Here is a 14,702-nt window from a genome sequence, read left to right as displayed (position 1 = left end):
CGGCCAGCCGGAGCGGCTCGGCGGCGTCCGCGCCGAGGGCGGCGGGGTTGTGCCACCAGATGCGCTCGCCGTCGGTGTCGATGTCGAGGAGGTCGCCGCCCCGGAAGCTGGTGCCGCACATGGGCAGCACGTCGAGGTCGGAGACCAGTTCGTCCTCGGTGATGCCGAAGGCGCGCGCCACGTCCGCGATGCGGGCGCCGGGGCGCTCGCGCAGATAGGTCACCAGGGACAGCATCCGCCGTGTCTGGTCGATGGCGTTGGCGGGCCTGGCCGCTTTTCCTGCCATGGTTGTGCTCAGCTCCCCATCAGCCCTTGGCCACGGCACGCAGCCGGTCCACCACGTCCGCGCGCAGCTCGGCCGGTTCCAGCACGACGACGTCGGGCCCGAACTCCACCAGCCAGGCGTCCAGGCCGTGCCCGTACGGAATCTCCAGCTCGTCCCAGCCGTCGCCGAGGTCGCGGACCTTGGCGGCCTTCGCCCGCAGCGGGTACCCGGCGCCGGAGCGCAGCCGGATCAGCGCGGAGCGGTCGGCGCTCTCGCCCGCCCACCCGGCGACGGTCTCGCGCACGGTGACGACGTCGGGCACCGGCGCGGTGAAGCCGGTGCCGCGCGCGCGGACCTTGCCGGTGATCCGGGAGAGCCGGAAGACGCGCTCGGCGCCCCGGTCGCGGTCGTAGCCCGCGAGGTACCAGTGGCCGCGCCAGCACTCCAGCGCCCACGGCTCGACGTGCCGGGGTTCGGGGTGGGCGGCGGATGCCTTGCGGTAGTCGAAGAGCACCGGGCGGCGGTCGCGGCAGGCCAGCATCAGCGGCTCGAAGGCGGCCTCGTGCACCGGGATGCGCGGCTCCAGGGCGCCGTGCGCGCCGTAGGGGTCCACGTCCTCGGGGAGTCCGGCCGCGCGCAGCTTCTGCAGGGCGCCGCTGGCGGCACCGGCGAGGCGGGCCTGCTGCCAGACCTTGGCGGCGAGACCGAGGGCGGCGGCCTCCTCGGCATCCAGGGTGATGGGCGGCAGCCGGTTGCTGTCGCCGCGGGCGAGATAGCCGACCTCGCCCTCGATGTTCTCGACGGTCTCGATGACGAGACCCAGTTCGCGCAGATCGTCCTTGTCCCGCTCGAACATGCGGTTGAAGGCGTCGTCCGAGCCCGCTTCCAGGTACGCCTCGATGGACTCGCGCAGCTCGCGCTTGCTGAGCGGTCGCCGTGTGCCGAGCAGACACAGCGCTAGGTTCATCAGCCGCTCGGCCTTGGCAATGGCCATCGACGCCCTTCGCCTCCCTCTGGTGCTTCCGATCGTCGACCGTACCGCTCCGCGGTGGCGCGGCAAAAGCCAGAACAAAGAAGAAGGGCCATTACGGACAGCACAGGTCATAAAAGAAGGGCCCGTACCCCAGGTACGGGCCCTTCTTCGATCAGATCCGGTCGGTCACCGGGTCAGCGCTTGCCCACGCCCACCAGGTCGCAGACGAAGATCAGCGTCTCGCCCGGGGCGATCGCACGACCCGCGCCACGGTCGCCGTAGGCGAGGTTCGCCGGGATGGTCAGCTGGCGGCGGCCGCCGACCTTCATGCCCTGCACGCCCTGGTCCCAGCCCGGGATGACCTGGCCGACACCGAGCTGGAACTCCAGCGGCGTACCGCGGTTCCAGGAGGCGTCGAACTCCTCGCCGGTGGAGAACGCGACACCCACGTAGTGGACCTTGACGAAGTCGCCCGCCTGGGCGACCTCGCCGTCGCCCTCCCAGATCTCCTTGATCTCGAGGTCCACCGGCGGCTCGCCGCCCGGGAAGTCGATCTCCGGCTTGTCGATGTTCACGTCAAAAGCTCCTGCTTGTGTACGACACGTAACACGGACAGTCTTTCATTGCTCACGGCTCCGCCGCCCCGCACGGGGCGAGCGGCACCCCCTACATCGCGGCGAGGATGTCCACCGTGAAGACCAGCGTGGAACCCTTCTTGATGTCGCCGCCACCGGGCGGGTTGTCCCCGTAGGCCAGGTCCGGCGGGACCACGACGAGCACCCGGCTGCCGACCTTCTTGCCCGTGATCCCCTGCGCCAGCCCCTTGACGACCTGCTCCATCTGCTCCACGGAGAACTGGCTCAGCCGCCCGGTGCCGTACGTCTGCTGGAACACCTTGCCGCTGTCCCACACCAGCCCCTGGAACTGGCACAGCACCGTCTGGTCCTTCTTGACCGGCTGCCCGTCGCCCTCCAGCACGTAGTTCGACACCAGCTTCTTGGGCGGCGCCGTCTTCGGGACGGTCACCTTCGGCGCGGCACCGTCGGTGTTGGTGCCCACCTTCGGCAGCGCCGCGTCGTCCTGCGGGACGCTCTTGCCCTTCGCCGAACTCTTGGAGTTGAAGGAGTCGATCACGTCGATGACGAACACCAGCGTGTCGGTGCCCTTGATGCCCGCCTGCGAGTTGCCCGACTCGCCGTACCCCCAGGTCGGCGGCACCGCGATCTCCACCCGGCTGCCGGTCTTCTTCCCCGTCAGCGCGTACCGCCAGCCGTCGATGATGCTGCCCTGCGCGAGCTGGATCACGAGCGGCTGCCGGTCGTAGGAGTTGTCGAAGACCTTCCCCGAGCTCCAGATCTGGCCCAGGTAGTTCGCCTGGACGAAGTCGTTCTCCGCGACCGTACGGCCGTTGCCCGCGATGACCGTGCGCACCGCCAGGTTCTTCGACGGCTCCCCCTCGCCCTTCGCCACCGTCGGCTTCTGGCCGAACTCCTTGCCCGCCGTGATCGCCGGCAGCGGACCGTCCACGATCTTCGGCGGCGGCGCGGACGACACCGCCGGAGACGGAGAAGCGCTCGCCTTGCTGGACTTCGCATCACCGTCGCCACACCCGGCGAGCGTGACCAGTCCAGCGGGAACGGCGGCGGCGAGGAGCAGTGAACGTCGGCGCACGGAGTTGCCTCGTAATCGGTCGATCTTGCGGATTGGCGTGCGCGCAACTCTACGGCGTGAGAAGGGCGCCGTACGGTAAACGTACGGCGCCCGTGTGGCGATCCGTCAGACGCCCGCGGAAAAACCACCCTTCACGCGGACCGGACTACATTCCCGCGATCAGCTTCTCCACCCGGTCGTCCACCGAACGGAACGGGTCCTTGCACAACACGGTGCGCTGCGCCTGGTCGTTGAGCTTCAGATGCACCCAGTCCACCGTGAAGTCCCGGCGCTGCTCCTGCGCCCGCCGGATGAAGTCACCACGAAGGCGCGCCCGAGTCGTCTGCGGCGGCACCGACTTGCCCTCGAAGATCTTCAGGTCGTTGCAGATCCGCGCCGCCTGACCCTTCCTCTCCAGCAGGTAGTACAGCCCACGACGACGGTGGATGTCGTGATACGCGAGGTCTATCTGCGCGACCCGCGGATGCGACATCGTCATGTTGTGCTTCTCGCGGTACCGCTCGATGAGCTTGTACTTCATCACCCAGTCGATCTCGGTACCGATCCGGTCCAGCTCCTCGGTCTCGATCGCGTCCAGCGTGCGGCCCCACAGCTCCAGCACCTGCGCCACCGTGCCGGTGCGGATGCCCCGGCGATCGCAGAAGTCGACCGCCTTGTCGAAGTACTCCCGCTGGACCTCCAGCGCGGAGGCCTCCCGGCCGCTGGCCAGGCGCACCTTGCGGCGCCCGGTGATGTCGTGGCTCACCTCGCGGATCGCCCGGATCGGGTTCTCCAGGGTGAGATCCCGCATCACCGTGCCCGCCTCGATCATGCGCAGCACCAGGTCCGTCGCGCCCACCTTCAGCAGCATGGTCGTCTCGGACATGTTCGAGTCGCCCACGATGACATGCAGCCGCCGGTAGCGCTCGGCGTCCGCGTGCGGCTCGTCGCGGGTGTTGATGATGGGCCGCGAACGCGTCGTCGCCGACGACACGCCCTCCCAGATGTGCTCCGCCCGCTGACTGACGCAGTACACCGCACCACGCGGCGTCTGGAGCACCTTGCCCGCGCCGCACAGCAACTGCCTCGTCACCAGGAACGGGATGAGAATGTCCGCGAGGCGGGAGAACTCCCCGTGCCGGGCCACCAGATAGTTCTCGTGGCACCCGTACGAATTGCCCGCCGAATCGGTGTTGTTCTTGAAAAGGTAGACGTCGCCCGCGATTCCCTCCTCGTGCAGGCGTCGTTCCGCGTCCACCAGGAGTCCTTCGAGAATGCGCTCGCCGGCCTTGTCGTGAGTGACCAGTTCGGTCACATTGTCACACTCGGGTGTCGCGTATTCCGGATGTGAGCCCACGTCGAGATACAGCCGGGCGCCGTTTCGCAGAAAGACATTGCTGCTGCGACCCCATGACACGACACGGCGGAAGAGGTACCGCGCCACCTCGTCAGGAGACAGACGCCGCTGTCCCCTGAACGTGCACGTGACGCCGTACTCGTTCTCCAGCCCGAAAATGCGGCGGTCCATGCATGAACATTACGCCCGATCCCCTGAACTGAAACGGGGTTGGGCAGCACGATTCGGATCATTTTCCGAGGACACCACCACGACCCCGCCCACCGCCGGGGCCGTCAGCACCCGCCCCGTGGCCAGCAGGACCAGCATCGACACCGCCCCCGCCACACCCGGCAGCGCGAAACCCCACAGCGCCCCGCCCGCCTCCACGACCGGACCCGCCAGCCCCGTACCCACCGACGCACCCACCACGAACGTCGTCACCAGCCACGAGAACGCCTCCGTGACCGTCCCCGCCGGAGCATGCCGGTCCACGATGACGAACGCACACGCGATGCACGGCGCCAGGAACACCCCCGCCAGCACCGACAGCAACACCATGGACACCGGACCCGGCATCAGCGTGAGCGGCACGTAACACACCGCCAGAAGCGCCACCAGCACCCGCAGCCGCCGCTCCGGCGCCCCGGCCCAGCGCCGCGCCCCGTACACCGTGCCACCGGCCAGCGCGCCCAGACCCACCGCCGCCATCATCCAGCCGTACACCGCGTCACCCCCGTGACCGTCCGCGTACGACACCGCCGCCACCGCGATCGACCCCATCGCGATCCCCACGAACAGGAACGCCGCCAGCAGCGCCAGCAGCCCCGGCGAACGCAGCGCACCCAGCCAGTGCGCCTCCCTCGGCTCCGAACGCCACTCCCGCGACGGCCGCGAGAGGACCACCGACAACGCCCCGAGCACCCCCAGCCCGTTCAGCACCAGCAGCGCCGCCCGCTCCGACCACAGCGACACGCACAGCGTCACCAGCAGCGGGCCCGCCGTGAACATCACCTCCTGCGCCACCGCGTCCAGCGCGTACGCCGTGTGCACCTGGTCCTCCCGCCGCAGCACCGACGGCCACAACGCCCGCAGCCCGCCCTCCAACGGCGGCGTGAACAGCCCCGACGCCGCCACCAGGACGTACGCCAGCGGCAGCGGACCGATGCCCACGAAGGCGAACCCCGCCATCGCCAGCGCCGAAAGCACCGCCGCCGGAAGCTGCACCCGGGGCTGCCCGTGGACGTCCACCAGACGGCCGAGCAGCGGCTGCCCCACCGCGTTCGCCACGCCGTACACCGCCGCCAGCGCCCCCGCCAGGCTGTACGAACCCCCCTCGGCCCGCACGAACAGCAACAGCGCGATCGACGCCACCGCGTTGGGCAGCCGACCCACCAGCGTGCCCGTGAGCAGCCTCACCGCGTGTTTCGCCCGCAGGATCTCCAGATACCCCGTCGCCATGTGCAGCCCTTCGCCCAAGCCCCTCCGGGCCGCCTCGACGCCTCCGAAGTGTTACGTATAACTAACGCATTCATACGTACCATGTGCGCTGTTCACCCGTCCACACGAAGGAGCAGGCCCACGGTGGCACGCAGCAGCAGCACGCGCCCGACCAGCCGTGACGTGGCCACGGCCGCCGGAGTCTCCCAGGCCGCCGTCTCCCTCGTCCTCGGCGACAAATGGCGCGGCCGCGTCTCCGAGCCCACCGCCGAACGCGTCCGCGAAGCCGCCCGCACCCTCGGCTACCGCCCCAACCTCGCCGCCCGCAACCTCCGCCTCGGCAGCACCCGGACCGTCCTCCTCGTCGTCCCCGCCCTCACCACCGAGTTCTTCGCGGGCGTCTACACCGGCGCCGCCCGCGTCGCCGCCCGCCACGGCTTCGGCGTCGTCCTCTACCCCTCCCCCGAGGGCGTCGGCCCGGCCCGCGACCCCTTCGCCTCCGCCGAAGCCGCCCTCGACGGCGTCATCGCCTCCTCCATGGCCGCCGACGCCCTCACCGCCATCCGCGGCGACCAACTCCCCCTCGTCATGCTCGACAGCGACCCCCACGGCAGCCTCGGCGCCGCCACCGTCAACCTCGACATCGCCGACGGCGTCCGCCAGGTCGCCGACCACCTCCTCGGCCTCGGCCACCGCCACCTCCTCCACCTCGCCGCCGACATCCCCTCCTGGACCTTCCGCGCCCGCGCCCAGGAACTCGCCGACCGCCTCGCCGCCACACCCGGCACCCGCCTGCGCACCACCACCGCCCCCATCACCATCGAAGACGCCCGCGCCGCCACCGAAGCCGCCCTCACCGCGCCAGGACCCCGCCCCACCGCCGTCGTCTGCGACGACGACAAACTCGCCGCCGGCGCCTACAAAGCCCTGCGCCGCCTCGGCCTGCGCGTCCCCGACGACATCTCCGTCACCGGCCTCGACGACCTCGCCCTCGCCACCGCCATCGACCCCGAACTCACCACCGTCCGCCTCGACGCCGAACTCTTCGGCGAACGCGGCATGGAAGCCCTCCTGGCCGTCCTGGACGGCCGCGCACCCGCAAGCGGGGACATCCCCGTCCAGCTCGTCGTACGGGGCTCCACAGGCCCGGCCAGAGCCGTCTGAGGGCGTCCAGGCGCCACCGTGCCCGGACACACGGAAGCCCCGGCCGGAGAACCGGCCGGGGCTTCACCCGCGTCTCGGAAGAATCACTCCTCCTCGGAGCCCTCCTCCACGGAACTCTCCGCCTCCGTCGCCGCACCGTCCGCCGCCAGCAGACGGTCCAGCTGACGGCCCACGATCCGCTTGAACTTCCGCTTCTGCGGACGCGTACGGTCCAGGACCGCCACCTCAAGGCGCTCCGCCGGAATCTCCCGCTCACTGCCATTGGTGTCCCGCGACAGCGCCTGCACGGCCAGCTTCAGCGCCTCCGCCAGCGTCATCCCGTCCCGGTGCCGCTGGTCCAGGAACGTGCTGATCTGCTCCGCGTTGCCGCCCACCGCGACCGAGCCGTGCTCGTCCACGATGGAACCGTCGTGCGGCAGCCGGTAGATCTGGTCGCCGTCCGGCGTCTCCCCGACCTCCGCCACCACCAGCTCCACCTCGTACGGCTTCTCGGCCGCCGAGGAGAAGATCGTGCCCAGCGTCTGCGCGTACACGTTCGCCAGACCGCGCGCGGTCACGTCGTCACGGTCGTAGGTGTAACCACGCAGGTCCGCGTAGCGCACACCGCCGATGCGCAGGTTCTCGTACTCGTTGTACTTACCGGCGGCCGCGAAGCCGATCCGGTCGTAGATCTCGCTGAACTTGTGCAGCGCACGGGACGGGTTCTCACCGACGAACACGATGCCGTCGGCGTACTGCATGACCACCAGACTGCGACCGCGCGCGATGCCCTTGCGGGCGTACTCCGCGCGGTCCGCCATGGCCTGCTGGGGTGAGACATAGAACGGCGTCGACACCGGTTATCCGTCCCTTTCTGTCATGGTCACTGAATCACCTCGGCTTGAGAAGTCCGGCCGGGAAGTCCGGCCCACGCTCAGAGCAGCGCGGCCCGCGGACCGTCCGGCTCCTCCAGACGCCGCTGGAGCACCGCACGGGAGATCTCGGACGCCTCGTCCTCGGTCAGCCTGCGGAAGCCGTCCTCGGTGATCACGGTGATGATCGGGTAGATCCGGCGCGCGACGTCGGGACCACCGGTCGCCGAGTCGTCGTCGGCCGCGTCGTACAGCGCCTGCACGACGAGGGTGGTGGCCTGCTCCTCGGTCAGGTCGTCCCGGAACAGCTTCTTCATCGCACCCCGCGCGAAGACCGAGCCGGAGCCCGTCGACGCGAAGTTGTGCTCCTCGGAGCGGCCGCCGGTGACGTCGTAGGAGAAGATGCGGCCCTTGTCGCGGCCCACGTCGTACCCCGCGAACAGGGGGACCACGGCCAGGCCCTGCATGGCCATGCCGAGGTTGGAACGGATCATGGTCGACAGCCGGTTCGCCTTGCCCTCCAGGGACAGCTGGGCGCCCTCGACCTTCTCGAAGTGCTCCAGCTCCAGCTGGAAGAGCTTCACCATCTCCACGGCGAGACCGGCGGTGCCGGCGATACCGACGGCGGAGTACTCGTCCGCCGGGAACACCTTCTCGATGTCCCGCTGCGCGATGACGTTGCCCATGGTGGCCCGCCGGTCACCGGCGAGCACGACGCCCCCGGGGAACGTCGCGGCGACGATGGTCGTGCCGTGCGGGGCCTCGATCACACCCTGCGTGGGCGGCAGCGTCCGCTTGCCGGGGAGCAGCTCGGGCTGGTGATCGGACAAGAAGTCCATGAAGGAGGACGACCCAGGCGTCAGGAAGGCAGCCGGTAGACGCCCGGTGCTACGAGTGTTGGCTTCCACGCGTTTCCTTCCACGTATTCAGCAGCCCGCCTTATGGCATCGGGCCGATCCTTGAACTGCCCCAGCGCGGCATTGCAGCTGAAGCACAGTACGCCTCGGACCCTACCCGTCTCGTGGCAGTGATCCACATGCGCCGGCGGAGCGGATAGACAGATGCAGCAGACACCGCCTTGCGCGGCGATCAGGGCGTCCCGCTCGGACTCACTGAGACCGTAATTGCGCTTGAGGTGGTCCTGCCGCCCGCGAGCGGCCCGGCAGGACCGGCACCGGGTGGACAGACCGTCGGACGCGGTCGCGTTGCGATTCCATTCACTGTGCGGCTTGACCTCACCGCACGCCCGGCACAGTTTGTGGCCGAACGGCACGTCCACCTTTTCCCGGACCGGTTTCCCCAGGGCTTCCCGGCGGCGCCGGTAATGCGCGGCGCTGTATCTCGCCACGCACTCCCGACAGTACGCCTGGAGGCCGTCGTGCCGGTTCCGGTCCCGCGCGAACGCTGCGGGAGCCAGATCCCGCCCGCACTTCCCGCAGCGTTTCGCGTTCGGTTCCTCGACCACCGGACTCCCCCGCACCCTTCACTTCGAAGGCGAATTGACCAATCGGCCTTTACTCGCCACCCTTTTGCACGAAGGACCGCACGAAATCCTCGGCGTTTTCCTCGAGTACGTCGTCGATCTCGTCCAGAACCGAGTCCACGTCGTCGCTCAGCTTTTCCTGGCGCTCCTTGAGGTCCTCGGAGCCCTGTGCGTCCTGTGTCTGCTCTTCGACTTCTTCGGTGGAGCGTGTGGCCTTCTGCTGGCCGCCGCCGGTGTCCTTGGTCGCCATATCCCTCACCCCGCTCAGTTCGCCGTTCGGTGATGATCAGACCCTACAAGCCGGGTCCGACATCGGCCCCGTAGTTCAGGGAACGTACGGGGGCCATATCGATGATTCCCTGGCACCGGGTTTTCCACCCTGCGGAGGGAGTCCAATCAATGCCCCACGCAGGGGTTTCAATTGCCGGAGAGCACCCTGACCAGCTCGTCCGCCGTGCGGCAGCGGTCCAGCAGCTCCTTGACGTGATTTCGCGTTCCGCGAAGCGGTTCCAGGGTCGGCACCCGCTGGAGCGAGTCGCGGCCCGGGAGATCGAAGATGACCGAGTCCCAGGAGGCCGCGGCCACGTCGTCCGCGTACTGCTCCAGGCAGCGTCCGCGGAAGTACGCCCGGGTGTCCTCCGGCGGCTTGGTGCGGGCCCGCTCGACCTCGTCCTCGGTCAGGAGGCGCTTCATGCGCCCCCGGGCCGCCAGCCGGTTGTAGAGGCCCTTCTCGGGGCGTACGTCGGCGTACTGGAGGTCGACCAGGTGCAGCCGGGCGGCGTCCCAGTCGAGGTTGTCGCGGCGGCGGTAGCCCTCCATGAGCTCCCGCTTGGCGACCCAGTCCAGCTCGCCGGCCAGGCTCATCGGGTCGTTCTCGAGCCGGGTGAGCGTGTCCTCCCAGCGGGCGAGGACGTCCTTGGTCTGGTCGTCGGCGTCGGCGCCGTAGCGCTCCTCCACGTACTTGCGCGACAGCTCGAAGTACTCCATCTGGAGCTGGACGGCCGTCAGCGTGCGGCCGCTGCGCAGCGTGACGAGGCGCTTGAGCGAGGGGTCGTGCGAGACCTGGTGGAGGGTGCGTACGGGCTGGTCGACGGCGAGGTCCACCGCGATGAAGCCGTCCTCGATCATGGAGAGGACGAGGGCCGTGGTGCCGAGCTTGAGGTAGGTGGAGATCTCGGAGAGGTTGGCGTCGCCGATGATCACGTGCAGCCGGCGGTACTTCTCCGCGTCCGCGTGGGGTTCGTCGCGGGTGTTGATGATGGGGCGCTTGAGGGTGGTCTCCAGGCCGACCTCGACCTCGAAGTAGTCGGCGCGCTGGCTGAGCTGGAAGCCGTGTTCGTGGCCGTCCTGGCCGATGCCGACGCGTCCGGCGCCCGCGAAGACCTGGCGGGAGACGAAGAAGGGCGTGAGGTGGCGCACGATGTCCGAGAAGGCGGTCTCCCGCTTCATCAGGTAGTTCTCGTGCGTGCCGTAGGAGGCGCCCTTGTTGTCGGTGTTGTTCTTGTAGAGGTGGATGGGCTGGGCGCCGGGCAGCGCGGCGGCGCGTTCGGCGGCCTCGGCCATGATGCGTTCGCCCGCCTTGTCCCAGAGGACGGCGTCGCGGGGGTTGGTGACCTCGGGGGCGCTGTACTCGGGGTGGGCGTGGTCGACGTAGAGGCGGGCGCCGTTGGTGAGGATGACGTTGGCGAGGCCGATGTCCTCGTCGGTGAGCTGGCTGGAGTCGGCGGCCTCCCGTGCGAGGTCGAAGCCGCGCGCGTCGCGCAGCGGGTTCTCCTCCTCGAAGTCCCAGCGGGCCCGGCGGGCCCGGTGCATCGCCGCCGCGTAGGCGTTGACGATCTGGGACGAGGTGAGCATGGCATTGGCGTTGGGGTGGCCGGGGACGGAGATGCCGTACTCCGTCTCGATGCCCATTACTCGCCGTACGGTCATGCGGCCCTCCTTGCCCGGCGGCACCCTCGGTGGTGGGCGCCGCTCGCGTACCGCTGGCGCTCCGGTGCGTGTGCGGTGCCCGTCCCCGCACTGCGCGACTCGGCGGTAGGAAAGAGCCTAGAACGCCTTTGCGCTGGTGTGGAGATCATTTGCGTCTTTGCCTGGTGCGGTGGCGGTCCGGAAAAGCAGGCGGCTGCGGGTGCCCCGCCGGGGGCACCCGCAGCCGGCCGGCCTTTTACAGGTACTGACCGGTGTTCGCCACCGTGTCGATGGAGCGTCCGGTGTCCGCGCCCTGCTTTCCGGTGATGAGGGTGCGGATGTAGACGATCCGCTCGCCCTTCTTTCCGGAGATGCGGGCCCAGTCGTCCGGGTTGGTGGTGTTGGGCAGGTCCTCGTTCTCCTTGAACTCGTCCACGCAGGCCTGGAGGAGGTGGGAGACGCGGAGGCCCTTCTGGGTCTTTTCGAGGAAGTCCTTGATGGCCATCTTCTTGGCCCGGCCCACGATGTTTTCGATCATGGCGCCGGAATTGAAGTCCTTGAAGTAGAGGACTTCCTTGTCGCCGTTGGCGTAGGTGACTTCCAGGAAGCGGTTTTCCTCGGATTCGGCGTACATCTGCTCGACCGCCGTCTGGATCATGCTCTGGACGGTGCTGGTCTTGTCGCCGCCGTGCTCGCCGAGGTCGTCGGCGTGCAGCGGGAGGCGTTCGGTGAGGTACTTGCCGAAGATGTCCTTGGCGGCTTCGGCGTCCGGGCGCTCGATCTTGATCTTCACGTCGAGGCGGCCGGGGCGCAGGATGGCGGGGTCGATCATGTCCTCGCGGTTGGAGGCGCCGATGACGACCACGTTCTGCAGGCCTTCCACGCCGTCGATCTCGGCGAGCAGCTGGGGGACGATGGTGTTCTCCACGTCCGAGCTGACGCCCGATCCTCGGGTGCGGAAGAGGGATTCCATCTCGTCGAAGAAGACGATGACGGGGGTGCCCTCGCTGGCCTTCTCCCGGGCTCGCTGGAAGACGAGGCGGATCTGGCGCTCGGTCTCGCCGACGTACTTGTTGAGGAGTTCGGGGCCCTTGATGTTGAGGAAGAAGCTCTTGCCGGCGGCCTGGCCGGTGACCTCGGCGACCTTCTTGGCCAGCGAGTTGGCGACGGCCTTGGCGATGAGCGTCTTGCCGCATCCGGGGGGTCCGTAGAGGAGGACTCCCTTGGGCGGCCGGAGTTCGTGCTCCTTGAACAGGTCGGGGTAGAGGTACGGCAGCTCGACCGCGTCGCGGATGGCCTCGATCTGGCCGCCGAGGCCGCCGATCTGCTCGTAGCCGATGTCGGGGACCTCTTCGAGGACGAGTTCCTCGACCTCGCTCTTGGGGACGATCTCGTAGACATAGCCGGAGCGGGGTTCGAGCAGGAGGGCGTCGCCGGGGCGGATGGTGATGCCCCGCAGTGGTTCGGCGAGCCGGACCACTCGTTCCTCGTCGGTGTGGCCCAGTACCAGGGCGCGTTCGCCGTCCTCGAGGATCTCCTTGAGGGTGACGATGTCGCCGACGCTCTCGAACTCCATGGCCTCGACCACGTTGAGTGCTTCGTTGAGCATCAGCTCCTGGCCGCGCCTGAGTTCGTCGAGTTCGACGCTGGGGCTCACGTTCACGCGGAGCTTGCGGCCGCCGGTGAAGATGTCGGCGGTGCCGTCCTCGTTGGCCTGGAGGAAGACTCCGAAGCCTGCCGGGGGCTGGGCGAGCCGGTCGACCTCTTCCTTGAGGGCCACGATCTGGTCGCGGGCCTCACGGAGCGTGTTGGCCAGGCGTTCGTTCTGCGCGGAGACGCCGGCCAGGTTGGTCTGCAGCTCGACGATCCGCTCCTCGAGAATCCTCGTGTGCCGCGGAGAGTCGGCGAGCTTGCGTCGCAGGACGGCGATCTCCTGCTCAAGGTAGGCGATCTGCCCGGACGGGTCGTCGGACCCTCGTCCCGGGCGGATGCCGCGGTTCATGTCGTCGTCGTGGGCTGCCACGGTCCTCACCTCCTCCAAGGGGAGCTGGACGCTTCCAGACCCTACCTGGGTGGGTGTCGATTGAAACCCCTAGATCACAAAGACTGTCAAGGTGTGTCGTCGGTCACCCGGTGCGCTCCCTCTCGCACGGAGGGGATACCCACTCAACGTGATTCGGAAGCCGCTTGTTCCGTGCCGGGTGTGGTCAAGACCCTTCAGGAGTGGCTGGAGTTGTCCGGTGCGGGTCGTCCGGCCGGTTCCTGGGCAGGAGTACGAGAGTTCGTACGATGATCACACAGAGCAATGACCCGAGTGGCCGGGGTGAGACGAGGGGGCCTGGGAGGCCGCTTCCGGGCGGCTTGATTTCGCCGGTGCCCGGTGGCGTACGACCGCGCGCGCCCTCTCTGTCGCGCGCGGGGAGAAACCCCCGCACCCCGGCGCACAGGAGCGGAAAGCGGGCGAGAGGTAGGGTCGGGGTGTTCATGAGCGGCCGGTACCGACCGGGCCGGGGCGCGCCCCCGGACCGTCGCCCGGCGAACCGACGGCAGGAGAGGTGACCGTGCAGCAGGAGGCCCCGGGCGGCGAGGCGCTGGAGGTCTGGATCGACCAGGACCTGTGTACCGGCGACGGCATCTGCGTCCAGTACGCGCCGGAGGTGTTCGAGCTGGACATCGACGGGCTGGCCTATGTGAAGAGCGCCGACGACGAGCTGCTCCAGGACGCGGGAGCCACCACGGGTGTGCCGCTGCCGTTGCTGACGGACGTGGTGGACTCGGCGAAGGAGTGTCCGGGCGCGTGCATCCATGTACGCCGCGTTTCGGACAAGGTAGAGGTGTACGGCCCCGACGCGGACTGAGCGGGGGGGCGCGGGTCCGGGCGGACCCGGTTGTTTCGTGGCGCGCGTGCGTGCCGGTGGAAGCCGGTGGCACGCGCGCGCGTGTATGCGCGTACGGGTGCGGTAGCGGACAGGGACGTCGGAAGCCGTGCGGGCGGCGGTCAGACGCTGTGGGAGGCCGTGGGCGTGGAGCGTATGAAGGCGTTGCCCTTCCACTGCCACTGGGCGGGGGTCTTCACGTCGGGGCAGCAGCTGGGCACGTCGTCGGAGGAGTAGCCGAGCAGCGTGGCGGTCACGGTGCGCGCGCCCACGGCGAGGTCGGTGACGGTGAGCCGGTCCTTGGGGTCGACGAGGGTGGCGACGACGCGGGAGCCGGTGCCGTCGGGGTTCCGGGTCAGGACGTAGAGGCCGTCGGGCGGGGTGCCCATGGCGGAGTCGCAGTGGACGACGGCGATGGTCTCCGGGTTGCCGTCCCCGTCGAGGTCACCGGTGGCCTTCTTGGCGACCAGGGCCTTGACCGGACCGCACTGCAGCGGGAAGGCGACGCCCTCGGTGACGGGTGGCGCGGCGGTGGTGCGGGCGGGCGCGGGGGCGCCGGTGGCGGGGGTTGCCTGGGCGGCGGTGGCCGGGCCGGGCTGCACGAGGGAGCACAGGGCGATCACCCCGGCGACCGCGGTGGCGGTGCCGGCCCAGTGGATGGGCTGGGGGTGGGCGTGGGCGAGCTCCGGGACGGCGGATTGCTGCACTAGGAGTGTCTCCTGTGAGGGCTGTGCCGAGGGGGTGGCCAGCATGGTG

The 14,702-nt window shown here is 69.2% G+C and carries 14 protein-coding genes and 1 pseudogene; 2 read left to right on the top strand and 13 right to left on the bottom strand.

Annotated elements, in window-relative coordinates:
* The 6 genes and pseudogenes from GTW40_RS24305 to GTW40_RS24280 form a co-directional block, all read right to left on the bottom strand.
* A pseudogene (locus GTW40_RS24305) lies at positions 1 to 286 on the bottom strand (WYL domain-containing protein); the annotation flags it as partial.
* A gap of 19 nt (positions 287 to 305) precedes the next feature.
* On the bottom strand, positions 306 to 1,259 hold the full coding sequence (locus GTW40_RS24300) for a WYL domain-containing protein (RefSeq protein WP_161182305.1): 954 nt from the start codon (positions 1,257 to 1,259) through the stop codon (positions 306 to 308).
* A gap of 173 nt (positions 1,260 to 1,432) precedes the next feature.
* Positions 1,433 to 1,813, bottom strand: coding sequence for an FKBP-type peptidyl-prolyl cis-trans isomerase (locus tag GTW40_RS24295; RefSeq protein WP_161182304.1), 381 nt, complete (start codon positions 1,811 to 1,813; stop codon positions 1,433 to 1,435).
* 91 nt (positions 1,814 to 1,904) lie between these two features.
* Positions 1,905 to 2,909 carry an FKBP-type peptidyl-prolyl cis-trans isomerase gene (locus tag GTW40_RS24290; RefSeq protein WP_161182303.1) on the bottom strand — a complete coding sequence of 335 codons (1,005 nt, stop codon included), beginning with the start codon at positions 2,907 to 2,909 and terminating at the stop codon, positions 1,905 to 1,907.
* A gap of 145 nt (positions 2,910 to 3,054) precedes the next feature.
* On the bottom strand, positions 3,055 to 4,416 hold the full coding sequence (pafA, locus tag GTW40_RS24285) for a Pup--protein ligase (RefSeq protein ID WP_161182302.1): 1,362 nt from the start codon (positions 4,414 to 4,416) through the stop codon (positions 3,055 to 3,057).
* Between the two features lie 9 nt (positions 4,417 to 4,425).
* Complete coding sequence (locus GTW40_RS24280; protein WP_161182301.1) at positions 4,426 to 5,685, bottom strand: MFS transporter; 1,260 nt, start codon at positions 5,683 to 5,685, stop codon at positions 4,426 to 4,428.
* Between the two features lie 81 nt (positions 5,686 to 5,766).
* Here GTW40_RS24280 and GTW40_RS24275 point away from each other — a divergent pair, with 81 nt between their 5' ends.
* Complete coding sequence (locus GTW40_RS24275) at positions 5,767 to 6,828, top strand: LacI family DNA-binding transcriptional regulator (protein WP_161182300.1); 1,062 nt, start codon at positions 5,767 to 5,769, stop codon at positions 6,826 to 6,828.
* 83 nt (positions 6,829 to 6,911) lie between these two features.
* On the opposite strand, the gene prcA is transcribed toward GTW40_RS24275, so the two are convergent.
* The 6 genes from prcA to arc form a co-directional block, all read right to left on the bottom strand.
* The gene (gene prcA, locus GTW40_RS24270; protein WP_161182299.1) at positions 6,912 to 7,664 is read right to left on the bottom strand and encodes a proteasome subunit alpha; all 753 of its coding nucleotides are present in this window, start codon (positions 7,662 to 7,664) and stop codon (positions 6,912 to 6,914) included.
* A 77-nt stretch (positions 7,665 to 7,741) separates the two neighbouring features.
* Positions 7,742 to 8,587, bottom strand: coding sequence for a proteasome subunit beta (gene prcB, locus GTW40_RS24265; protein ID WP_161182298.1), 846 nt, complete (start codon positions 8,585 to 8,587; stop codon positions 7,742 to 7,744).
* The gene (locus GTW40_RS24260) at positions 8,539 to 9,144 is read right to left on the bottom strand and encodes an endonuclease VII domain-containing protein (protein ID WP_161182297.1); all 606 of its coding nucleotides are present in this window, start codon (positions 9,142 to 9,144) and stop codon (positions 8,539 to 8,541) included. The genes prcB and GTW40_RS24260 overlap by 49 nt, the downstream gene beginning before the upstream one ends.
* Before the next feature lie 49 nt (positions 9,145 to 9,193).
* Positions 9,194 to 9,412: a ubiquitin-like protein Pup gene (locus tag GTW40_RS24255; protein ID WP_161182296.1), complete on the bottom strand. Its 219-nt coding sequence runs from the start codon at positions 9,410 to 9,412 to the stop codon at positions 9,194 to 9,196.
* Positions 9,413 to 9,579: 167 nt separating this feature from the next.
* Entirely contained in the window at positions 9,580 to 11,091 is a 1,512-nt protein-coding gene (gene dop / locus GTW40_RS24250) for a depupylase/deamidase Dop (RefSeq protein ID WP_343245775.1), read from the bottom strand.
* Between the two features lie 235 nt (positions 11,092 to 11,326).
* Complete coding sequence (arc, locus tag GTW40_RS24245) at positions 11,327 to 13,093, bottom strand: proteasome ATPase (protein WP_161182295.1); 1,767 nt, start codon at positions 13,091 to 13,093, stop codon at positions 11,327 to 11,329.
* Between the two features lie 532 nt (positions 13,094 to 13,625).
* Here arc and GTW40_RS24235 point away from each other — a divergent pair.
* On the top strand, positions 13,626 to 13,928 hold the full coding sequence (locus GTW40_RS24235; RefSeq protein ID WP_161182294.1) for a ferredoxin: 303 nt from the start codon (positions 13,626 to 13,628) through the stop codon (positions 13,926 to 13,928).
* A 140-nt stretch (positions 13,929 to 14,068) separates the two neighbouring features.
* Here the strand turns inward: GTW40_RS24235 and GTW40_RS24230 are convergent, their stop codons facing one another.
* Positions 14,069 to 14,653: a hypothetical protein gene (locus GTW40_RS24230; RefSeq protein ID WP_161182293.1), complete on the bottom strand. Its 585-nt coding sequence runs from the start codon at positions 14,651 to 14,653 to the stop codon at positions 14,069 to 14,071.
* Between the last annotated feature and the right edge of the window lie 49 nt (positions 14,654 to 14,702).

Source organism: Streptomyces sp. SID4985 (genome assembly GCF_009863025.1).
GTDB lineage: Bacteria > Actinomycetota > Actinomycetes > Streptomycetales > Streptomycetaceae > Streptomyces.
Note: the sequence above shows the minus strand (reverse complement) of the source record. Positions and strands in the feature narration are given on the sequence as shown.